Below are 20,160 nucleotides of genomic sequence, written 5' to 3' on the forward strand. Positions count from 1 at the left end.
ACCATCCGTCGCTGCTTCCTCGGCCGATCCAGCCACGGCCGTCGCAGCAACTGCGAGTTGCAGAGAGCGGAGCTCGAAAGCTGCGAGCTCACAACTCCGAGCTCACAACTGCGAGCCCATCAACTGCGAAGTACGGGTGGAACCGTCCCTCCGTCCAGGTTAGGGGAAACGTCCCTCGGTTTCAAACACACGTTCGATCATGTCTCGACTTCGGCTGCTCCTCGTGCTAGAAATCGTACAGGCGTTCGACGAACAGGTGTTCGATCAGACCAGCACCCGTCCGGAACGTTGCTCGGCACCGCGGGCCCGCGATCGGGCGGGCGGTGCGACGGCCAGTCGGTAGCAGCAGAGGCGGGAGCGGGTCATGACGGTGATTTCGGTGGACGTGCCGCAGTGGCGCAAGCAGGCCGAGGCTGTTCGCGGCGAGCGTGTCGAGGTGCGCGAGGGTGCTCGGCAGCACGGCGCGGGCGCGCACCCGCACGGCAGCGTCGTTTCCCGCCCCCACGTCGCGTCGCCGGGGAGTGCTTCGCTCGCCAGGCCAGCCGCCGCGTCCGGAGGTTCCGCGCGGGCCGCTGGCGGCTCCGAGCCCGAGGTCGGCCGCTCTCGTCCGGTCGGCGGTGCTCCTGCTCCCGGGTCGGCGCCCGGTCGCCTGCGCCTGACCCGCCGAGGGCGCCTGGTGTTCTCCGCGATCGCGATCGTAGTTCTGGCGCTCGCGTTCCTCGGCGCCGGGCGCGCGGTGGCCGGGGACGTTCCGGAGCCCACCGAGGTGCGGCAGGTGCTCGTCGAGCCCGGGCAGACGCTCTGGGGGCTCGCGTCGGGCGTGACGCGCCCGGGGGCGGACGTGCGCGACACGGTCGCGTACCTCCTCGAGCTCAACGCGCTGCAGGGAGCCGAGTTGCAGGTCGGGCAGAGCGTGCTCGTTCCTGCCGGCCTCGTCGGGTAGCGCAAGGTGGTGTGCAGGTTCGGCAGTGAGGCGGGTTCGGCGGTGTGCGCGTTCAGCGGTGCGGGGGGTTGGCGGTGTGCGCTTTCAGCGGTGAGGCAGGGTGCGCGTCCGCACGTGCTGCACTGCGCACGTGTGCCAGCGCTGCACTGTGATGAGGGTCACCGACGCTCAGTGCGCCCTGCACCTTGCCGTGCGGCTTAGGTGCGCCTAAGTTAGTACTACCTCACACGGAGCCGGTCGGGGGGCCGGAGCGTGTGTGCGAGGACGGTACGCGCGAGGCGAGTCGCGCACGTTCGGTGGGGCGGGGGCGCCCCGCGAAGGGCGGTCACCCACGGTGGCCGCCCTTCGTCGTCCGCGGCGTTCGTCAGGGGTTCGGCCGTGGGTCTCGTCGCGCGGTGCCCACCCGACCACGGACCCGCGCGGGGTGGCTGTTTGCAGCGTGGGGCACCCGGCACGTACGTTCGGCTCGCACGCGCCGAGCCCGCCGCACCGAGGAGCACCGATGCACTGTCCGTTCTGCCGTCACTCGGACTCGCGGGTCGTCGACTCGCGCACGTCGGACGACGGGTCGGCGATCCGTCGTCGGCGGCAGTGCCCTGCGTGCCAGCGCCGCTTCTCGACCATCGAGACCGCGAGCCTCGCCGTCGTCAAGCGGTCGGGGGCGACCGAGCCGTTCAGCCGGGACAAGGTCGTGGGCGGCGTGCGCAAGGCGTGCCAGGGTCGCCCGGTCAACGAGGACGACCTCGCGATCCTCGCGCAGCGCGTCGAGGAGGCGATCCGGAGCGCCGGGAGCGCCGAGATCGACGCCTACGAGATCGGGCTCGCGATCCTCGGCCCGTTGCGTGAGCTCGACGAGGTCGCCTACCTGCGGTTCGCGAGCGTCTACCAGGCGTTCGACTCGCTCGAGGACTTCGAGTCGGCGATCGTCTCGCTGCGCGACGAGCGGCGCGCGCGTGCGGACGGCCGCGAGGCCGACGAGGTCGTGACCACCGAGGAGTAGCCCGGGGGTATCAGGTTGGCAAGCGTCCCCGCGTGCGGCAGGCTGGCGGCAGTGGTCGGGGTCCGTCCGGGATCCCGACGCGCACGGCAGGAGGTCGACATGACCAAGGACGAGAGCCCGGCGCAGCCGGCGAAGGACGACGCGAAGGCGAAGTTCCGCGCCGCGCTCGACCGCAAGAACGCAGGGCAGCACCGCAGCGTCGACGGGGACCGCAACACGGGCTCGGTGCACGGCTCCGAGACGGCAGGTCCGGTCCAGCGCACGTTCCGCCGCAAGTCCGGCTGACGGAGCCGGGCAGGACGAAAAGAAGCACGACGACTCGCACAGCACGGCGTCGTGAACAGGCGGCGGACGTCGCTGGACGAGAGTCGACGCAGGGCCCGCACCGATCCCGGTGCGGGCCCTGCGTCGTGCCGGCGTGCCGCGTCAGCCCAGGACGCGCAGGCGAACGGTCTGGTCCATCGCACGCAGCGCGTCGACGACCTCCTGGGTGACCTCGTCGCTGACGTCGGTCACGACGTACCCGAGGTCGCCGCGCGTCGCGAGGAGCTGGCCCTCGATGTTGGTCCCGTGCGCGGCGAGCGTCTGGTTGACCGCGGCGAGCACGCCGGGGGTGTTGCGGTGCAGGTGAGCGACGCGGCCCACGCCCGAGGTCTGCTCGAGAGCGAGGTTCGGCAGGTTGACGCTGAGCGTGGTCGACCCGGTCGAGAGGTAGTCGCGCAGCTTGTTCGCCACGAAGTGCCCGATGGCCTCCTGCGCCTCCTCGGTCGAGCCGCCCGTGTGCGGGGTCAGGATGACGTTCGGCAGACCGCGCAGGTCCGACTCGAACGAGTCGCCGCGCTTCTTCGGCTCGGTCGGGAAGACGTCGATCGCGGCGCCCGAGATGTGGCCCGAGGTGATGTTCGCCCGCAGGGCGTCCACGTCGACCACGAAGCCGCGCGAGAGGTTCAGCAGCACGGCGCCGGGCTTCATCCGTGCCATCTGCTCGGCCCCGAAGAGGCCCGCGTTGCCGCTGCGCCCGTCGACGTGGAGCGTGACCACGTCGGCGGTCTCGAGGAGCTCGTCGAGCGTGGCCATGCGGCGCGCGTTGCCGAGCGCGAGCTTCTCCGCGGTGTCGTAGAAGACGACCGACATGCCCAGGTTCTCGGCGAGGACCGACAGCTGCGTGCCGATGTTGCCGTACCCGATGATGCCGAGCGTGCGGCCGCGGATCTCGTGGGCGCCCGTCGCGCTCTTGTTCCACACGCCGTCGTGCATCGACCGGTCGAACTCGGTGAGGCGGCGCGTGAGCGCGATGATGTCGGCGATCGCGATCTCGACGACCGACCGCGTGTTGGAGAACGGCGCGTTGAACACCGCGACGCCGTGCTGCGCGGCCGACGCGAGGTCGATCTGGTTCGTGCCGATGCAGAACGCGCCGATCGCGACGAGGTCCGGGGCGGACTCGACCACGCGCGCGGTGACGTTCGTCTTGGAGCGGATCCCGAGGATCTGGACGCCGTCGAGCGCGGCGATCAGCTCGTCCTCGTCCATCGCGCCCGTGCGCGTGACGACGTCGATGCCCGCGGCGGCGAAGATCTCGCGGGCGGCAGGGTGAAGGTTCTCAAGGAAGAGGGCTCGTAGCACGACCCCATGGTGCGCCCCGCCGTCGGCCGCTGACAAACGGGTCTTGCCGTGCGGACGCCCGCCCTCAGGCGACGAGGCCCGCGGGGATCTCCTCGGCGTGCACGACGACGAGCCGCCGGGTCGGGCGGGTCGCGGCGACGTAGAGGTCGGACGCGCCGCCGTCGCCGTGCGCGATCGCGGCGGGCTCGACGAGCACCACCGCGTCGTACTCGAGGCCCTTGACCTCCTGCGGCGTCAGGACCACGAGCTGCGCGTCGTCCTGCGGCTGCGCGGCGAGCGTGGCGGCGAGGTCGGCACCGAGCCGTCCCGGGGTCGCGGCGGCCAGCGCGTCACGGAGCCCAGCCACGCGCGAGGGCACCGCGACGAGTGCGACCCGGCCGGCGCCGTCCGACCCCACGAACGTGGACGCGAGCGTGAGCGCCTGGTCGACCGCGGAATCGACGAGCGTGCCCTGGGTCGCGGGGACGACGGCGAGGGCGTCGTCGACGTCGCGCGCCGAGACGAGGGGCGAGACGGGCAGGCCCGAGGCGTGCGCGAAGCGCTGCGCGGCGTCGGCGACGAGCGACGGGGTGCGGTAGTTCACGGTGAGCTCGTCGATGCGCCACGAGTCGCGGAACACCGGTTCGAGCGCGCGCGCCCAGGAGCGGGTGCCGGCGGGGGAGGAGGTCTGCGCGACGTCCCCCACGATCGTGAACGACCGCGTCGGGCAGCGGCGGGCCAGGGCGCGCCAGGCCATCGCCGAGAGCTCCTGCGCCTCGTCGACCACGACGTGCCCGTAGGTCCACGCGCGGTCGGCCTGCGCACGCTCGGCGGTCGTGAGCCGGGGGCCGGTCGTCGCGAACCGTTCGGCGAGCTGCTCCGCGTCGACCATGCCGCCGCCCGCCCCGGTCGAGGCCAGCACCTGGCGCGCGTGCTCGAGAGCCTCGGCGCGCTCCGCGGTCTCCGCGCGGGCCTGGGCCCGGGCGACCTGGTCGTCCTCGCCCAGGAGCTCGGCCGCCTCGTCGAGCAGCGGGACGTCGGCCGGGGTCCACGGGCTTCCCTTGGGGCGGACGATCGCCGCGCGCTCGCGCGCCGAGAGCTCGGGTGCGAGCTCGGCGATCCGATGCGGCTTGGCGAGCAGGTCCTCCAGCAGCCACTGGGGCGACATGGGCAGCCAGGCGAGGTTGAGCGCGACCTGCACGTCGCGGTGCACGCGCAGGTCCTCGACGACGTCCGCGCGGTCCTGGTCGACGAGCCGCTCGCCCAGGTGCGTGCCGTACTGGTCGGCGAGGCGGCCGAGCATCTCGCGCACGAACGTCGCCCGGGCGAGGTTGTGCGCCTTGTTGGTGCGGCGGGCGCGCGCGATCGCCTCGCGCACGTCGTGCCGGCGGATCGTCAGCGCCCGGCCGTCGAGCCGGATCGGGACGTCGCGCGCCGGGACCCGCTCGCGCGTGCGCACCGCGCGGCGGACCACGCGCTGCATGAGGGCCAGCCCCTTGACCCGGGCGGCCTCGGGGGAGTCCACGCCCCGGGCGCGGATGCCCGGGACGAGGTCGGCGATCGTGGTGGCGACGACACCGGTCTCGCCGAGGGACGGCAGCACCTGGTCGATGTACCGCAGGAACGAGGTGCTCGGCCCGACGAGCAGCACGCCCGAGCGCTCGAGCACACGCCGGTGCGCGTACAGCAGGTAGGCCGCGCGGTGCAGCGCGACCGCGGTCTTGCCCGTGCCCGGACCGCCCTGGACGACGAGCGCGCCCGTGAGGGACGACCGGATGATCGCGTCCTGCTCCGCCTGGATCGTCGCCACGATGTCACCCATGCGACCCGTGCGCCCCTGGGCGAGCGACGCGAGCAGCGCGCCCTCGCCCGAGAGGGTCGACGCGTCGGGGGCGTCGGCGCCCGCGAGGTCGAGCAGCTCGTCCTCGATGCCCGTCACGGTGCGCCGGCGGGTCACCAGGTGCCGGCGGCGCACGACGCCGTCCGGCCGGGCCGAGGTCGCGCGGTAGAAGGCCTGCGCGGCGGGGGCACGCCAGTCGGTGAGGATCGAGGCGTGCGCGTCGTCGGTCAGGCCGATGCGGCCGACGTACCGGCTGCTGCCGTCGGTCGCGTCGAGGCGCCCGAAGACCAGCCGCTCCTCGACCGACTCGAGCTGCGCGAGCCGGTCGCCGTAGAGCGTCGCGAACGCGTCGCGCTCGCTCCGGTTCTGCGGCGACCCGGACGGCCCGGCCCGTCGGACGTCGCCGAGGCGGCCTCGCGCGGTGCTGCGCAGCACGTCGAGACGGGCGTAGAGCGCGTCGACCACCGCCTGCTCGGACCGCAGCTCGTCCCCGAAACCTGACACACGTCTCCCTCGTCCACGCCCCGACCCGCGTCGTGCGCGGGTCGCGTCGGCGCGACCTGCGCCGCGCGACCGTCCATTATGGCGCACCCGGGCACCTGCGCACCGCCGTCCGAGGTCCCGGCTAGTATCCAGCGGGGGCCGTCGACGAGGACGGCGCGACGAGGACGGTGCCGCGAGGTCCGCGACCACGACGACGGGAGACGTGCACGGTGTCGACACCGGGAGTACCTCTGCTGTCGAGCTCGGACGAGCTGCGGATCCTGCTCGTGGAGGACGACGAGGGCGACGCCGTGATCGTCGAGGAGCTCCTGCACGACACGGGCCTGGCGGTCGACCTCGTGCGGGCCCGCACGCTCGACGAGGCGATCTCCGTGCTCGAGTCGGGGCCGGTGACCTGCGTCCTGCTCGACCTCGGGCTGCCCGACTCGGTCGGGCTCGGGGGGCTCGCGCGCGTCAACGCGACGCCAGCCGCGCCGGCGCTCGTCGTCCTGACGGGTCTCGGCGGGACCGACGCGGGCGTGCAGGCCGTCGCCGCGGGTGCCGACGACTACCTCGTCAAGGGCGAGGTCGACGGCGAGCTGCTCGGGCGCTCCGTCCGTTACGCGGTGCAGCGCCGCCGCTCCGAGGTGCAGCAGCGCGAGCTCTTCCGCAGCCAGCTCCGCGCAGCCGAGACGACGCGCCTCGAGCGGGCGCTCCTGCCGCGCCCCCTCGTGCACGACGGCGGCGTCTCGGTGCTCGTCGGGTACGTGCCGGGTGGCAACGGCCTGCTCGGCGGCGACTTCTACGACGCGATCGAGCGCCCGGACGGCTCCGTGGTGTGCGTCATCGGCGACGTCGCGGGCCACGGCCCCGACGAGGCCGCTCTGGGGGCGACGCTGCGCACCGCGTGGCGCACGCTCGTGCTCGCGGGCACACCGGCGCACGACGTCGTGGGGCTCGTCGAGCGCGTGCTCCTCGTCGAGCGTCCGCGGCCGGAGATCTTCGCGACGCTGTGCCAGGTCGTGATCGCGGCGGACCGCACGCGTGCGCAGGTCTACATCGCGGGTCACCTCGCGCCCCTGCACCTGGGTGCCGGACCGTGCGTCGAGGTTTCCGCCTCCCGCCGCGGGCGCGCGCTCGGGGTCCCGGTCGCGGGCGGCTGGGAGTCCGTCGAGGTCGAGCTCGCCGCGCCGTGGGCGCTCATGCTCTACACCGACGGCCTCGTGGAGGCGACGGTCGAGGACTCGCTCCCCGTGGCGCCCGACGGACCGCGCCCGCGCCGCCGTCGCATCGGCGTCGACGGACTGCGCCAGGTCGTCGACGCGACCAGGGGCGCGGGCGAGCACGGCCTGGTCGACCGCGTGCTGCACGAGGTACGCCGTGTGCACGGCGGGGACCTCGTCGACGACGCCGCCGCGCTCGTCGTCGGGTGGAACGGCACCGAGCAGGGCGGCGAACGGGCCTCGACGCACGCCGACTCGGCGGGGTGGGCACGATGAGGGCCGACCGCACGCTGCACGGCACCCTCGGGCGGGCGTTCCTCGCCGCCGGGACGGTGCTGCTCGTCGTCCTCGGTCTCGCCGCCTACGTCGTGGTGCGTGTGGGGTCCCTGCAGGACGACGTGACGGTCGAGCTCTACGACGCCATCACCGAGGTCTCCACGGTCTCGCAGCAGCTCGACGGGACGGTCGACCTCCTGGACGCATTCGCCGAGAGCGGTGACACGGGGACGTCGCTCGTGCTCGCGACGGGCGTGCTCGCCCAGGACGGCGCCCCGCTGCCGGCGGGGAAGGTCGTCGTCGACGGGCACGACGACCCGGACCTCCGGTCGCTGCACGACGACGCGGAGTCCGCGGTCACGACGTGGCTCGACGACTCGGTCGAGCCCCGCGTGGACGCCGTGCCCCCCGGCGGCACCACGGAGCCGGTCCCCTCGGCACGGGCCGACGAGGAGTTCACGGCGGCCGTCGAGGCGACCGACGCGTACGCCGACGAGCTCGACGCGCTCCGCACGCAGGAGCTCGCGGCTCTCGAGCGCTGGATGAGCGCGCTCTACGGGCTCGTCGTCCTGCTCGTCCTCACGGTGGTCGCGGCGTCCTGGTGGCTGTGGCGGACGGTCGAGCGGCGCTTCTCCGGGCCCGTCGCGGCGCTCGCGGCGGACGTGCGGCGGGCCGGGACGGGCGACCACGAGGGAGCGATCGAGGTGGTGGGGTCGGGCGAGGTCGCCGACCTCGCGCGCGACGTCGAGGCACTGCGGTCCGAGCTGGTCCACCAGGCCGCCCAGATCCAGCGCTCGAGCCGCGAGGTCGAACGGTCCCACGCCCTGCTCACCCGTCAGACGGCCGAGCTCGAACGCTCGAACCGGGACCTCGAGCAGTTCGCGTACGTCGCCTCGCACGACCTCCAGGAGCCGCTGCGCAAGGTCGCGAGCTTCACGCAGCTGCTCAAGAAGCGGTACGGCGGGCAGCTCGACGACCGTGCCGACCAGTACATCGAGTTCGCGGTCGACGGCGCCAAGCGCATGCAGCGGCTCATCCAGGACCTGCTCGGCTTCTCCCGGGTGGGGCGCTCCGGGGGTGCGCGCGAGGACGTCGACCTCGAGGTCGCGCTCGCCGCGGCGCTCGAGGTCCTCGACGACAGGGTGCGCGAGTGCGGCGCGGTCGTGACCCACGACCCGCTGCCGGTGGTGCACGGCGAGCGGGCCCTGCTCGAGCAGCTGCTCGTGAACGTCGTGGGCAACGCGGTGAAGTTCCGCAGCCCCGACCGTGCGCCGCGGGTCCACCTCGCGGTCGTGTCGGGCGACACGCACTGGGAGCTCGTCTGCACCGACAACGGGATCGGGATCGACCCGCAGTACGCCGAGCGCGTCTTCGTGATCTTCCAGAGGCTGCACGCCAAGGAGGTCTACGGGGGCACCGGGATCGGGCTCGCGATGTGCAAGCGCATCGTCGAGTACCACGGGGGTCGGATCTGGATCGACGGCGTCGAGGGGGGCGGCACGGCGGTGCACTGGACGCTCGCGCACCGCTACGTCACGGCCGCCGAGGAGTGGGGACGCGAACCCGGCGACGTCGGCTAGGCTCGGCCCGTCCCACGAGCGGAGGAGCACGAAGTGACAGGTTCGCACAAGGTCGTCGACGTCCTGCTCGTCGAGGACGACCCGGGTGACGTGCTCATGACGCGTGAGGCGTTCGAGGAGCACAAGGTCACCAACCGGCTCTCCGTCGTCTCGGACGGCGTGAGCGCGATGGAGTTCCTGCGCAAGACCGGCGACTTCGCCGACGCCCCGACGCCCGACCTGATCCTGCTGGACCTCAACCTCCCGCGCATGGACGGGCGGGAGGTCCTGGCCGAGCTCAAGGGCGACCCGGAGCTGCGGCAGATCCCGGTCGTCGTGCTGACCACGTCCGAGGCCGAGGAGGACGTCGTGCGCAGTTACGCGCTGCACGCGAACGCCTACGTCACCAAGCCCGTCGACTTCGACCGGTTCATCGACGTCGTCCGGCAGATCGACGACTTCTTCGTCTCGGTGGTCCGGCTGCCCGGTCACTGACCCGTGGCGGCGGGCCGCGCGCGGGAAGCATTTCGGACGCGGCGACGTTCTCCCGACGTCGGGCCGTGCGCCCGGCACGCGAGCGACGACGAATCACGATGGAGGACCTGGTGCTGGATCCGCACGACATCTACACGGTCGACGAGGCGGCCGTGGCCGCCGAGCTCGGGCCCCTCGCCGAGGCGGCCGAGGGTGCGGTCGGACCGGTGCTGATCCACGCGCTGCGCGGGTTCGTCGACGCGGGCAGCACGGGTGAGCTCGTGCTCGACCACCTCCAGGGCACGCTGCGCAGCGTGCGGCTCGTGACGTTCGACGTCGACCAGCTGCTGGACTACCGCTCCAAGCGGTCCACGATGACGTTCGCGACGGACACCTGGAGCGACTACGACGAGCCGGTGCTCGCGATCGACCACGTCCGTGACGCCGAGGGGACGGGGTTCCTCGTCCTCCACGGGTTCGAGCCCGACCTCCAGTGGGAGCGGTTCGTCGCAGCCGTCGCCGGTCTCGTGGAGCGGTTCGGGGTGTCCCTGACCGTCACGGCGCACGGCGTCCCCATGGGGGTGCCGCACACCCGGCCGATGTCCGTCACCGCGCACGGCACGCGTCCCGAGCTCGTCGGTGACAGGACCTCGTGGTTCGGCACGGTCAAGGTGCCCGCGAGCGCTGCGGCCCTGCTCGAGCTGCGACTCGGCCAGCGGGGGCGCGACGCGCTCGGCTACGCGGTGCACGTGCCGCACTACCTCGCGCAGTCGCCGTACCCGCCCGCGGCCGCGGTCGCGCTCGACCACGTGCAACGTGCGACCGGCCTCGACCTCGCGCTGGGCGAGCTCGACGAGGACGTGCGGGAGGCGCAGGTCGAGGTCGAGCGGCAGGTCGCGGAGTCCGACGAGGTCGCCGCCGTCGTGCACGCGCTCGAGGAGCAGTACGACGCGTTCAGCCGCTCGGTGGGCCGCACGAGCCTGCTCGCGGACTCGGCGCCGATCCCCACGGCCGACGAGCTGGGCGCGGAGTTCGAGCGCTACCTCCAGCAGCGCGGCGACTGATCCTCGGGCCCGACGACGGCCTGCCGTGAGCGTCGCGTGACCGAATAGTGACGATCTGGTGCGTGTCTGGCATGGCGTACGTCACGCCAGCGTGCAAAACTGTGGCCGTCGTCGCAGGTCGACGACCTGACGAACGAGCGCAGGGCACGTTCGCGAACGTCCGTTGGTCGGGCAGAAGGACATGAGGGACAGCATGGCGCAGGGTTCTGTGAAGTGGTTCAACGCGGAGAAGGGTTTTGGGTTCATCGCCCAGGACGGTGGCGGCGCTGACGTGTTCGTCCACTACTCCGCGATCGAGACGCAGGGATACCGCACGCTCGAGGAGGCCCAGCGGGTCGAGTTCGAGATCACCCAGGGGCCGAAGGGTCCGCAGGCGGAGCAGGTTCGTCCGCTCTGATCCAGGCCCGGCGCTCGCCGGACCGCACGAAGGGCCGCGCCTGGTGCGCGGCCCTTCGCGCGTCCCGTCGCTGGTCTCGCGGGGACGTGCCGGTCAGGCCGGTGGCGCCGGGTCGACGCGCGGACGTGCTCCCGCGCACAGCGCGACGGCCTCGGTCCCGCTGACGAGGCGTGCGGGCACGGGCAACGACCGCAGGGCGCGGGCGAGCCCGGTGTCGGCGAGCCCACCGGCCTCGCCGCTCTCGGCGGTGCCGTCATCGCCGGCCGCGCGTGCCCGGGCCACCAGCACGAAGTTCCCGTAGCGGCGGCTCTTGAAGAGCGCGGGTTCGGCGACGACGCCCACGTCCTGCGGCCTGAAGACCGGCGCGCCCGCGTCGTCCTGCGCCGCGAGGAGGCTCGCGATCTCGGTGCGCAACCCCGTCAGCGGAGGTCGGTCCGCGCAGTTCGCCAGGTAGAGGCCGCCCGGTCGCAGGGTGCGGGCGACCTCCTGGACGAACTCGACCGTCGTGACGTGCTCGGGGGTGACGTCGCCCGCGAACACGTCCCGCACGACGACGTCGGTGCTGCCCGGGCGCAAGGTCGTCACCGCGGCGCGGGCGTCGGCCTCGCGCAGGCGGAGCCGAGGGGCACGGGGGAGGGCGAACCACTCGCGCACGAGCGTGAGCAGGCGACCGTCGATGTCGACCGCGAGCTGTCGCGAGCCGGGACGCTCGTGGTCGATCCACCGCGCGAGCGTGCATCCCGCCGCCCCGAGGTGCACCGCGTGCAGCGGACCGTCGACGAGGTCGATCGCCGCGGCCATCTGCTGCATGTACTCGAACGCCAGGAACCCGGGGTCGTCCAGGTCGAGGTGCGAGCTCGGCACGCCGTTGACCACGAGCGTCACCGCGGAGTCGCGGTCCGGGTCGCGGTCGACCCGGACCCGTCCGGTCGAGGTCTCGACCTCGTCCTGCGGGAGTGTCGGTGGTCGGGTGTTTGCTGGCCCTGACGCCGACGATCGTCGGGCCGGGGCGCGCCGGGAGCTTCGGGCCATGGGCTCACGGTAGTGGGCGATCGGACGTCGGGGGGTGGGACGACCTTCCTGGCACGGACGCCGCACCGGGTGCGGCTCGAGCGACGAGTGGGGTGGAGAGACGATGAGCGCACACGACGCCGTCCACGCGGTGGCGCGCCTGCGGCCCGACGAGACCGGTGCCACGCTCCGACGGGCCGCGGTGCGCGGGCTCGCGCGGGCCGACGCCGAGCTCGTCGCGGCGATCGGCGCCGAGCGTCCGGGGGAGAGGTTCGTCCACGCGCACCTGGCGGCGCTCCGTGCCGCGGCGGCGCTCGTCTCGGCCCGCGGCACGACCGCGCGTCGGGGTCGTCCGCGCACGGTCTGGGAGCTCCTCGCGGTCGCGGCCCCCGAGCTGGCGCCGTGGTCGTCGTACTTCGCCGGCGGTGCCCGCGAACGGTCGGCCGTCGAGTCGGGGCGGGACGACGCCGTCGACGCCGAGCGTGCGGACGAGCTGCTCGCGTGCGCCGAGGACTTTCGCGACGAGGTCGCGCTCGCCCTCGACCCGCGGGCCGGGTTCGTCGAGGTCCCGCTGCGCGTGGCCGCGTCCTGACACGTCGTCAGGAGCGACTAGAGTCATCCGCACGACGAGACCGCCCGTTCGACTTCCACCTGCGGTGATGTCGAACTATCCTGACTCGTATATGACCGCTGCGGGAAGAACCGGGGGTTCTGATGCCTCTCTCTGAGTACGAACAACGCGTGCTGGAGCAGATGGAGCGAGCGCTGACCTCGGACGATCCGCGGCTGGCGAACACGATGCAGTCCGCTGCGCCCCGGTCCGGGCTGCGCTGGGCGATCGCGGCCGCCGGTGTGGTGGTCGGGCTCCTCGTGCTCGTGCTCGGCGTCTACCAGAACATGATCTGGCTGGGCGTCGGTGGATTCGTGGTGATGTTCGTCGGCGTCGCGTTCGCGTTCGCCGCGCCCAAGCGCCGCACGGGCCCGACGGGCGTCGTCGAGGAGGACGGCAGCACGAGGCCGCGACCGAGCAGCACTTCGACGTCGCGCAAGGGCTTCATGAACCGCATGGAGGAGCGCTGGGACCGCCGACGGGGTGAGAACGGCCGCTGACTCAGCGGCTTCTCCACCGGGGCGGCGTTCCGGCGTCGACGTCGCAGCGGGGGTCGACCCCTCGGATCGACGCTCTCTCCTGCGTCTCACGTCTGGATGTGTCGCACACCTGGACGCGTCTCAGACGGTGGTGCGATGGTGATGCACCTCAGACGGTGATGCGTTCAACTCCTCGGCAACAGTCACCTGCGCGATCCGTGTCACGAGATCGACGTCACACCTCGACGCGTGCGCGTCGGTCGTCGCGCAGCCGAGTCGTGCCGGCGACGACGCGGGCGGCCAGCGCGTCGGCCTCGGCCACGGGCCGCTGTGAGCCCTCGCGGGCGTAGCGCGCCCCCTCGACGAGGGTGGCGAGCTCTCGAAGGGCGTCGGCGGCGTCGTCCGCGATCGTCACGGTCCCGTCGCGGGACGCCGCCCGCAGGACGTGGTCGGGGACCTGACGTGGCGTGGTCGCCGCACTCCATCCCACCCCGAGGCGTGCGAGGTCGCCGCCCAGCGCGTCCCAGACGTCCTCGACGTCGCGGTCGGCGGTGGCCCGGCGACGAGAGCGCAGCACGGCGACGAGGGCGAGGCCGGCCCCGACCGTGAGCGTGCTCGCCAGGACGAGACACAGCAGCCACGGCGTCTCGTCCCGCCCGCCGGCCGCGGGAGCGGCGACCGGTGCGGAGGTCGCGGTCGCGACCGGCGCGGGCGCGGGCTGCTGCGCGAGGTCGGGAACCTCCTGCGGGGCGGCCGTCGCGGGCGTCGTCCCCGTCGTCTGCTCGAGCGTGTACTCCGGCGCGGCGCCGGTCCGCTGGGACGGGGTGGGCTCGAACCGTACCCACCCGCTGCCGGGGAAGTAGAGCTCGGGCCACGCGTGCGCGCGCTGCGCGCTCACGAGGTAGCTCCCGTCGCGCTGCACCTGCCCGGGCAGGTACCCGACGCCGACGCGGGCGGGGATCCCCAGGGCGCGAGCCATGACCGTCATGCTCGTGGCGTACTGCACGCAGTACCCGGAGCGGTCGGTGAGGAAGTCCCACACCGCGTCGTCGGACGCGGCCGGCGCGACTGCCGTGTCGTAGCGGAACCGCGAGGTGTCGCGGAAGTACTCCTGGAGCGCGACGGCCTGCTCGAACCGGGTGGTCGCGCCGGCGGTCACGGCGAGGGCCTCGGCCGCGACGTCCTCGGTGTGCGACGTCTGCGGGACGTCGAGGTAGCGCGACTCGGACAGGTCGTCGCCGCGCGTGCGGCCGAGGCTCTCGGGCGTGAGGTCCCGGGGCGAGACCTCCACGGTGTAGCCCATGCCCGGGTCGGTCGTGTCGTCGCCGCGCAGCTCGTCGGAGCGCGGCTCGTAGGACCAGGTGCCCGCGATGTCGACCGCACGCGGCTCGATCGGGATCGGGACGATCGAGTCCCGGTAGCCCGCGAGCGTGACCGCCATGGTCGTGCTCTGCCCCTTGTCCGGCGATGCCTGGGGCCACAGCACCTCGTCGGCGGCGAACGACGTGCCCTCGGCACGGTCGTCGCGGTGCCAGCGCGTGCCGTCGAACGAGGTGAGGGTGTAGACGCGGAGTACGCCGTCGTACGCGTCGGAGTCCTCGAGCGTGTAGGAGAGCACGGGGTAGGTCGAGCGCGACTCGAGGTCCTGCTGCATGTCGAGGTCGTCGGAGAGCTGCATGCCGGGACCCGGGTCGGTGAACGCGTCCGACCACGAGGCCGCGACGAACCGGGGGAGTGTCGCGCTCGCCCCGCCGGCGGCCAGCGCGAGGGCCGTCACCGCGGCGGTGGCCGCGACCGCGGAGCCGGCGGCGACCGCGCGGGCCGAGCGCGTCCCGGACCTCGTGCCGCGGTCGGCGGCGAGCACGAGCACGAGGCAGGCGACGGTCCCGACGAAGGTGGCGGTCGGGACCCGCTCGGCGAGCACGAGCGAGGGGATCCACAGCACGAGCACGGGAACGCTCGCGAGCGCGGGTCGGCGCCCGGGGACGGCGATCAGGTCGGCGACGAGGAACAGCGCGACGCTCGCCGCCACGACGAGCATCGCGACGGGGAGGGTGCCCTGCACGGGCGCGACGGACCCCGCGATCGCGTCCAGAGCCGCCCCGAACCGGTCGCTCGCGCGACCGAAAGACTCGAGCCCGACGAAGAGGTCGGTCCGGCCGGTCGGGCCGGCGAAGCGGGCGAGCACGATCCAGGCGCCGACGAGCGCGCCCACGAGGGTCGGTGTGACGGACCGGAGCCGTGACGTGGTGTCCGCGCGGCCGACCGCGAGGGCGCGGGTCGCCGCCACCGCGACCGCGACCAGCACGAGGGCCGCGGCGGTGTCGCGCGGCCACGAGCGGGTCGTCACGACGGGGGAGAGTCCCCAGGTGGCGGCGAACGTGGCGAGGGCGAGGAGCGCGGTGACGGGCCAGGTGGCCCGCCGGCGCGTGCGGTCGGTCATGGGGTCTCCTCGTGCACGGCGGTCCAGACCTGCTCGACCGCCTCGTGCGGGTGCGTGCGGATCACGTGCCACCCGTGGGCGCGGAGCCGGCCCACGCCGTCCTCGGCAGGTGACTGCGGCGGGCGGACGAGCACGAGGGTGCGTCGCGTCGCGCCGACGCGGCCCAGCGCCGTCACGACCTCGGCGGTCACCATGCCCGCGACGACGACGACGGACCGGACCTCCTGGTGCTGCAGGGCACGTGCCGTCGCGACGAGGTCCGTCACGGCCTCGTCCTGCGTGGCGCCGTGCACCCGGGCCGCGGAGTCGAGCACGGCCTGGGCGGAGCCGGAGGACGACGTCGGGACGGTCGCCGACCCCGAGGGCAGCAGGTGCGTGGGCCGTCCCGAGCGCAGCATCGCGACCGCGAGCGAGGCGGCGAGCTCGACCGCCCACTCGCCGGCGTCCACGCGCGCGGCGGGTCCGTGCTCGACGACGAGGCCCCGGTCGAGGACGACGACCGAGGGCGGCAGGCCCGAGCCCTCCTCGGCGCGGACCATGAGGCGTCCGCGGCGGGCCACGCTGCGCCAGTGGACGCGGCGCGGGTCGTCGCCGGTGACGTACTCGCGCACGAGGGAGTCCTCCCACGACGCGATCGCGGCGCCTGAGGAGACGGTCGCGCCCGCCTCCGCCGACGTGTGCCGGGTCGTCCCGAGCGGCGTCGTCCGGGGACGCACGACGACGGACGCGAGCCCGCCGAGAGGGCGTGTGGTGCGGACGAGGCCGAACGCGTCGGTGCGCGCCGCGAGCGCCGGGCCGAGGGCGTGCACGCCGCGGCGTGCGGGCGTGAGCCGGTACGTCACCACGAGCCGGGAAGGTTCACGGCGCACGGTCGCGCGCAGCGACCGCTCGGTGCACAGCTCTCGAGATGCCTGCTCGCTCACGTCGAGCGTCGCGAGCCGGTGGCGCGTCGCAGGGGTCGGGACGACCGGCTCGACGACGAGGGTTACCTCGGCCGCCCGGCCGCGCGTGGTCGGGTTGGGCTCGACCCGGCGCACGACGCGCAGGGCGCCACGACCGCGGTCGTACCGTTCGAGCGCGAGCCGGAGCACGCTGACGACGACGAGGAGCACGGCTGCCGCGCCGATCCCGACCACGTCGCGCAGCGAGAGGGCCGCGCCGACCACGACGAGGAGCCCGCCCACGACCAGCAGGACCGTCCCGCGGCGCGTGAGACGCGTCGTGCCCGGACGACGCGCGCGGTGCGGGGTCCGTGCCACGTCAGCGCGTCGTCGTGCCGGGCTGGACGGGGACGGCGGCGACGAGCCGTCGGATCACGGCCTCCCCGTCGACGCCGTCGAGCCGTGCGTCGGTCGACGTCACGACACGGTGCGCGAGCACGGGGACGGCGAGGTTCTGCACGTCGTCCGGCAGCACGTGGTCGCGGCCCTCGACCGCGGCGACCGCCTTGGCGACGCGCAGGAGCTGGAGCGAGGCCCGGGGCGACGCGCCGAGGCGCAGCGCCGCGTCGGTGCGGGTCGCCGAGACGAGGTCCACGACGTACCGCTTGACGGCGGGCGAGGCGTGCACGGATCGTGCAGCGGTCGCGGCCCGGCGCACGGCCGCGGCGTCGGTCACGGGGGACAGGGCGTCGAGCGGGTCGGACGCGTCCCGGTCGTCGAGCATCCGCTGCTCCGCGGCGGCGTCGGGGTAGCCGACGGTGAGGCGCGCCGTGAACCGGTCGCGCTGCGCCTCGGGGAGCGGGTAGGTGCCCTCCATCTCGACGGGGTTCTGCGTCGCGACCACGAGGAACGGGCGCGGGAGCTGGTACGTCGTGCCGTCGACCGTCACGCGCCCCTCCTCCATGCACTCCAGCAGCGCGGACTGCGTCTTGGGCGACGCACGGTTGATCTCGTCGCCGATGACAATGTTCGCGAACACCGGTCCCGGCCGGAACTCGAACTCGTGCTTCTCCGCGCGGTAGATGCTCACGCCCGTGAGGTCGCTCGGCAGGAGGTCGGGCGTGAACTGCACGCGGCCCGTGGTCGCGTCGATCGCGCGGGCGAGCGCCCGCGCGAGCGTGGTCTTGCCGACGCCGGGGACGTCCTCGATCAGCAGGTGCCCCTCGGCGAGGAGGACGGCGACGGCGGTGCGGACGAGGTCGTCCCCGCCGGACACGACCCGGCCGACCGCCTCGCGGACGCGCTGCGCGACGGCGGACACCTCGGCGAGGTCGGGAGCCCCCACGGGCGGGGCGACGGTGCTCTCAGACAACAACGGTGACCTCCGGTGGCACGGGTTCTCGTCAGGCTCGGCGCCGAGCGTAGTGGACGCACGGTCCTGCCGTGACCGTGTCCACCACTGTGCTCCACCTCGGCCCCGTCCGCGCGTCACCGGGGCCGTCGGGGGCGCTCCGCACGGCCGGGCGGACGTCCGTGGGGGCCAGGGGCGCGCCGGCGGAGCGAATCCCTCCACCCTCGCTCCACGGCTGTGACCTGCGGAGATTTGGCGAAGACGGGTGAACCGAGGTCGTTTGAGCGCGCCTGGTGGAGGAGAGTGGAGTACCGTGGAGGGACCGGGAGCCGGAGGGCGGTGCGACCGATGGACGAGACGTTCACGGGGATGTCTGGCCTCCTCCTGGGCACGTTCACCCCACGCCTCGACGAGAAGGGACGGCTCATCCTCCCCGCGAAGTTCCGCCCGCAGCTCGCTCCGGGTCTCGTGATGACGCGGGGGCACGACCGGTGCCTCTTCCTGCTTCCCATGGACGAGTTCCGGCGCACCTACGAGCAGATCCGGCAGGCGCCGGTCGCGAGCCGGCAGGCACGCGACTACCTGCGGGTCTTCCTCTCGGGAGCGAGCGACGAGATCCCGGACAAGCAGGGCCGCATCTCCATCCCGGCTCGGCTGCGCGAGTACGCCGGTCTCGGCAGGGACGTGGCCGTCGTCGGCGCGGCGACCCGGGTCGAGGTCTGGGACCTCACGACGTGGGAGGAGTACCTGGCGGAGAAGGAGGCGGCCTACGCCGACATCGCCGAGGAGGTGCTCCCGCCCATGCAGTTCTGACGCACGACACGAGACGAAGGACGGTACCGCCCGTAGGACGAGGCCTCCTCCCGCCCGATCTGACGCACTTCCCCGGCGTCAGAAGGTCGCGGAGGGAGACCTGGTCGGACGGCCGGTCGCAAGGACCCAGGAGGTCGGATGAGCACCAACGACGCACCCGAGGCGCGCGAGCCCCGCAGCGACGCCGCCGGGCGGCATCTGCCGGTGCTGCGCCAGCGGTGCGTCGACCTGCTCGCTCCCGCGCTGCAGGAGCCCGGCGCGGTTCTCGTGGACTGCACCCTCGGCATGGGGGGCCACACCGAGGCGGTGCTTGAGCAGATCCCCACGGCACGCGTCGTGGGGATCGACCGTGACCCGGAGGCGATCCGGCTCGCGTCGGAGCGGCTCGCGCGGTTCGGCGACAGGTTCACCCCGGTGCGCGCGGTGTACGACGAGATCGGCGACGTCGTGTCCGGACTCGGCCTCGACGGCGTCCAGGGGGTCCTCATGGACCTCGGCGTCTCGTCCCTGCAGATCGACGAGACCGACCGCGGCTTCTCCTACGCGAGCGACGCCCCTCTCGACATGCGCATGGACCAGAGCACCGGGGCGACCGCGGCCGACGTGCTGAACACGTACGACGTGCGCGAGCTCACCCGGATCCTGCGCGACTACGGCGAGGAGCGGTTCGCCCAGCGCATCGCCGAGGGCGTCGTGCGGCTGCGCGCCGAGGAGCCGTGGGAGCGCAGCGCCCGGCTCGTCGACCTCGTCCGGGCGTGCGTGCCCGCGGCGACCCGCAAGAACGCCGGCAACCCCGCGAAGCGCACGTTCCAGGCGCTGCGCATCGAGGTCAACGGCGAGCTCGAGGTGCTCGAGCGCGCCGTGCCCGCGGCCGTCGAGGCGCTCGCGGTCGACGGTCGCATCGTCGTCGAGTCGTACCACTCGCTCGAGGACCGCGTCGTCAAGCGCGAGCTCGCCCGGGGGGCCGTCTCGAGCGCACCCGCCGGGCTGCCGGTCGAGCCGGAGACCCACCGCCCGTACCTCACGCTCCTGACCCGGGGCGCCGAGGAGGCCGACCCCGACGAGGTCGCCCAGAACCCGCGGTCCGCCTCGGTGCGGCTGCGTGCCGCACAGCGGGTCCGCCCCACGCCAGACCACCTCCGTCGTCCCGAAGCAGGGGAGAAGCACCGATGAGCGCTCGAGCCGCCGCCACGGCACCACGCCCCGCCGTCCGCCGTTCCGACGCCGCTCCGGCACGTCGCCAGAGGCCGTCCCTCCAGGTCGTCCGTGCGCCCGAGGAGTCCCGCTCCCGGCTCGGGTTCCTCGTGCTCTGCATGTCGATCCTCGCCGGGGCGCTGCTGTGTGCTTTGCTGCTCAACACGGCCATGGCCAACGGGTCGTACTCGATGTCGTCCTACCAGGTGGAGCTCGGGCGAGTGGCGCAGGACACCCAGACGTTGCAGACCCAGGTCGAGCAGGCGCGCTCGGCCCTCCCGGCGAGCGCGCGCGCGCTCGGCATGGTCGAGGCGCAGCACCCGGCGATGCTGAGCCTCGCCGACGGCACGCTCCTCGGGGTGGGTGAGGGAGAGACCACGCCGTGACGACGCCGCGTCAGGCAGGGCGCACCCCGTCCCGGGCGAAGACCTCGGGCAAGGGGGGCGCCCGGCCGACGTCCGCGCGACGTCCGGCGGCGTCGTCACGCGGGACCGCGGTCTCCTCGCGCTCGGGC

At 73.7% G+C, this 20,160-nt stretch carries 19 protein-coding genes; 13 read left to right on the forward strand and 6 right to left on the reverse strand.

Features of this window, described 5'->3' with window-relative positions; genetic code table 11:
* The first annotated feature begins 364 nt into the window (after positions 1 to 364).
* From CLV28_RS16145 to CLV28_RS14290, 3 genes are all read left to right on the forward strand, one after another.
* Positions 365 to 943 carry a hypothetical protein gene (locus CLV28_RS16145; protein WP_239073249.1) on the forward strand — a complete coding sequence of 193 codons (579 nt, stop codon included), beginning with the start codon at positions 365 to 367 and terminating at the stop codon, positions 941 to 943.
* Positions 944 to 1,445: 502 nt separating this feature from the next.
* A complete protein-coding gene (gene nrdR / locus CLV28_RS14285; RefSeq protein WP_100424006.1) occupies positions 1,446 to 1,943 on the forward strand; it encodes a transcriptional regulator NrdR in 498 nt (165 codons plus the stop codon).
* A 99-nt stretch (positions 1,944 to 2,042) separates the two neighbouring features.
* Entirely contained in the window at positions 2,043 to 2,228 is a 186-nt protein-coding gene (locus tag CLV28_RS14290) for a DUF5302 domain-containing protein (RefSeq protein ID WP_100424007.1), read from the forward strand.
* Between the two features lie 141 nt (positions 2,229 to 2,369).
* Here CLV28_RS14290 and serA read toward each other — a convergent pair whose 3' ends face one another.
* Both serA and CLV28_RS14300 read right to left on the reverse strand, forming a co-directional pair.
* Positions 2,370 to 3,569, reverse strand: a complete 1,200-nt coding sequence (gene serA, locus CLV28_RS14295) for a phosphoglycerate dehydrogenase (protein WP_100424008.1) — start codon at positions 3,567 to 3,569, stop codon at positions 2,370 to 2,372.
* A gap of 64 nt (positions 3,570 to 3,633) precedes the next feature.
* Entirely contained in the window at positions 3,634 to 5,892 is a 2,259-nt protein-coding gene (locus CLV28_RS14300) for a HelD family protein (protein ID WP_100424009.1), read from the reverse strand.
* A 209-nt stretch (positions 5,893 to 6,101) separates the two neighbouring features.
* Here CLV28_RS14300 and CLV28_RS14305 point away from each other — a divergent pair, with 209 nt between their 5' ends.
* The 5 genes from CLV28_RS14305 (at position 6,102) to CLV28_RS14325 (ending at position 10,864) form a co-directional block, all read left to right on the forward strand.
* A complete protein-coding gene (locus CLV28_RS14305) occupies positions 6,102 to 7,370 on the forward strand; it encodes a PP2C family protein-serine/threonine phosphatase (RefSeq protein ID WP_239073250.1) in 1,269 nt (422 codons plus the stop codon).
* Positions 7,367 to 8,950: a sensor histidine kinase gene (locus CLV28_RS14310; protein WP_239073251.1), complete on the forward strand. Its 1,584-nt coding sequence runs from the start codon at positions 7,367 to 7,369 to the stop codon at positions 8,948 to 8,950. Before CLV28_RS14305 ends, CLV28_RS14310 begins: the two co-directional genes overlap by 4 nt.
* A gap of 33 nt (positions 8,951 to 8,983) precedes the next feature.
* Positions 8,984 to 9,424, forward strand: a complete 441-nt coding sequence (locus CLV28_RS14315) for a response regulator (protein ID WP_100424010.1) — start codon at positions 8,984 to 8,986, stop codon at positions 9,422 to 9,424.
* A 110-nt stretch (positions 9,425 to 9,534) separates the two neighbouring features.
* The gene (locus tag CLV28_RS14320; protein WP_100424084.1) at positions 9,535 to 10,467 is read left to right on the forward strand and encodes a proteasome assembly chaperone family protein; all 933 of its coding nucleotides are present in this window, start codon (positions 9,535 to 9,537) and stop codon (positions 10,465 to 10,467) included.
* Between the two features lie 193 nt (positions 10,468 to 10,660).
* Positions 10,661 to 10,864: a cold-shock protein gene (locus CLV28_RS14325; RefSeq protein ID WP_100424085.1), complete on the forward strand. Its 204-nt coding sequence runs from the start codon at positions 10,661 to 10,663 to the stop codon at positions 10,862 to 10,864.
* Positions 10,865 to 10,957: 93 nt separating this feature from the next.
* Here CLV28_RS14325 and CLV28_RS14330 read toward each other — a convergent pair whose 3' ends face one another.
* The gene (locus CLV28_RS14330; RefSeq protein WP_157802662.1) at positions 10,958 to 11,896 is read right to left on the reverse strand and encodes a spermidine synthase; all 939 of its coding nucleotides are present in this window, start codon (positions 11,894 to 11,896) and stop codon (positions 10,958 to 10,960) included.
* Between the two features lie 103 nt (positions 11,897 to 11,999).
* Here CLV28_RS14330 and CLV28_RS14335 point away from each other — a divergent pair, with 103 nt between their 5' ends.
* Both CLV28_RS14335 and CLV28_RS14340 read left to right on the forward strand, forming a co-directional pair.
* The gene (locus CLV28_RS14335) at positions 12,000 to 12,467 is read left to right on the forward strand and encodes an SAV_6107 family HEPN domain-containing protein (protein ID WP_100424012.1); all 468 of its coding nucleotides are present in this window, start codon (positions 12,000 to 12,002) and stop codon (positions 12,465 to 12,467) included.
* A 122-nt stretch (positions 12,468 to 12,589) separates the two neighbouring features.
* Entirely contained in the window at positions 12,590 to 12,985 is a 396-nt protein-coding gene (locus tag CLV28_RS14340) for a DUF3040 domain-containing protein (RefSeq protein WP_100424013.1), read from the forward strand.
* Between the two features lie 214 nt (positions 12,986 to 13,199).
* Here CLV28_RS14340 and CLV28_RS14345 read toward each other — a convergent pair whose 3' ends face one another.
* Genes CLV28_RS14345 through CLV28_RS14355 form a run of 3 tightly spaced genes read right to left on the reverse strand, consistent with a single transcriptional unit; the run spans position 13,200 to position 17,660 of the window.
* Positions 13,200 to 15,407, reverse strand: coding sequence for a transglutaminase TgpA family protein (locus tag CLV28_RS14345; protein ID WP_100424014.1), 2,208 nt, complete (start codon positions 15,405 to 15,407; stop codon positions 13,200 to 13,202).
* A complete protein-coding gene (locus tag CLV28_RS14350) occupies positions 15,404 to 16,666 on the reverse strand; it encodes a DUF58 domain-containing protein (RefSeq protein ID WP_100424015.1) in 1,263 nt (420 codons plus the stop codon). The genes CLV28_RS14345 and CLV28_RS14350 overlap by 4 nt, the downstream gene beginning before the upstream one ends.
* A gap of 1 nt (position 16,667) precedes the next feature.
* Positions 16,668 to 17,660 (reverse strand): AAA family ATPase, encoded by a 993-nt coding sequence (locus CLV28_RS14355; protein WP_170062683.1) that lies wholly within the window; start codon positions 17,658 to 17,660, stop codon positions 16,668 to 16,670.
* 348 nt (positions 17,661 to 18,008) lie between these two features.
* Here CLV28_RS14355 and mraZ point away from each other — a divergent pair, with 348 nt between their 5' ends.
* The 3 genes from mraZ (at position 18,009) to ftsL (ending at position 20,032) form a co-directional block, all read left to right on the forward strand.
* Positions 18,009 to 18,452 (forward strand): division/cell wall cluster transcriptional repressor MraZ, encoded by a 444-nt coding sequence (mraZ, locus tag CLV28_RS14360; RefSeq protein ID WP_100424086.1) that lies wholly within the window; start codon positions 18,009 to 18,011, stop codon positions 18,450 to 18,452.
* 138 nt (positions 18,453 to 18,590) lie between these two features.
* Complete coding sequence (rsmH, locus tag CLV28_RS14365; protein ID WP_100424017.1) at positions 18,591 to 19,625, forward strand: 16S rRNA (cytosine(1402)-N(4))-methyltransferase RsmH; 1,035 nt, start codon at positions 18,591 to 18,593, stop codon at positions 19,623 to 19,625.
* Entirely contained in the window at positions 19,622 to 20,032 is a 411-nt protein-coding gene (gene ftsL / locus CLV28_RS14370; protein ID WP_100424018.1) for a cell division protein FtsL, read from the forward strand. Before rsmH ends, ftsL begins: the two co-directional genes overlap by 4 nt.
* The last annotated feature ends 128 nt before the right edge of the window (positions 20,033 to 20,160 follow it).

Origin of the sequence: Sediminihabitans luteus, from assembly GCF_002797595.1 — a bacterium.
GTDB classification, from domain to species: Bacteria; Actinomycetota; Actinomycetes; order Actinomycetales; family Cellulomonadaceae; genus Paraoerskovia; species Paraoerskovia lutea.

What these genes read in the sequence shown, in the direction of transcription:
- CLV28_RS16145 (WP_239073249.1), top strand. Translation starts at nt 365, where the DNA reads ATGACGGTGATTTCGGTGGACGTGCCGCAGTGGCGCAAGCAGGCCGAG.
- nrdR (WP_100424006.1), top strand. Translation starts at nt 1,446, where the DNA reads ATGCACTGTCCGTTCTGCCGTCACTCGGACTCGCGGGTCGTCGACTCG.
- CLV28_RS14290 (WP_100424007.1), top strand. Translation starts at nt 2,043, where the DNA reads ATGACCAAGGACGAGAGCCCGGCGCAGCCGGCGAAGGACGACGCGAAG.
- CLV28_RS14310 (WP_239073251.1), top strand. Translation starts at nt 7,367, where the DNA reads ATGAGGGCCGACCGCACGCTGCACGGCACCCTCGGGCGGGCGTTCCTC.
- CLV28_RS14325 (WP_100424085.1), top strand. Translation starts at nt 10,661, where the DNA reads ATGGCGCAGGGTTCTGTGAAGTGGTTCAACGCGGAGAAGGGTTTTGGG.
- CLV28_RS14330 (WP_157802662.1), bottom strand. Translation starts at nt 11,896, where the DNA reads ATGGCCCGAAGCTCCCGGCGCGCCCCGGCCCGACGATCGTCGGCGTCA.
- CLV28_RS14335 (WP_100424012.1), top strand. Translation starts at nt 12,000, where the DNA reads ATGAGCGCACACGACGCCGTCCACGCGGTGGCGCGCCTGCGGCCCGAC.
- CLV28_RS14340 (WP_100424013.1), top strand. Translation starts at nt 12,590, where the DNA reads ATGCCTCTCTCTGAGTACGAACAACGCGTGCTGGAGCAGATGGAGCGA.
- CLV28_RS14345 (WP_100424014.1), bottom strand. Translation starts at nt 15,407, where the DNA reads ATGACCGACCGCACGCGCCGGCGGGCCACCTGGCCCGTCACCGCGCTC.
- mraZ (WP_100424086.1), top strand. Translation starts at nt 18,009, where the DNA reads ATGTCTGGCCTCCTCCTGGGCACGTTCACCCCACGCCTCGACGAGAAG.
- rsmH (WP_100424017.1), top strand. Translation starts at nt 18,591, where the DNA reads ATGAGCACCAACGACGCACCCGAGGCGCGCGAGCCCCGCAGCGACGCC.
- ftsL (WP_100424018.1), top strand. Translation starts at nt 19,622, where the DNA reads ATGAGCGCTCGAGCCGCCGCCACGGCACCACGCCCCGCCGTCCGCCGT.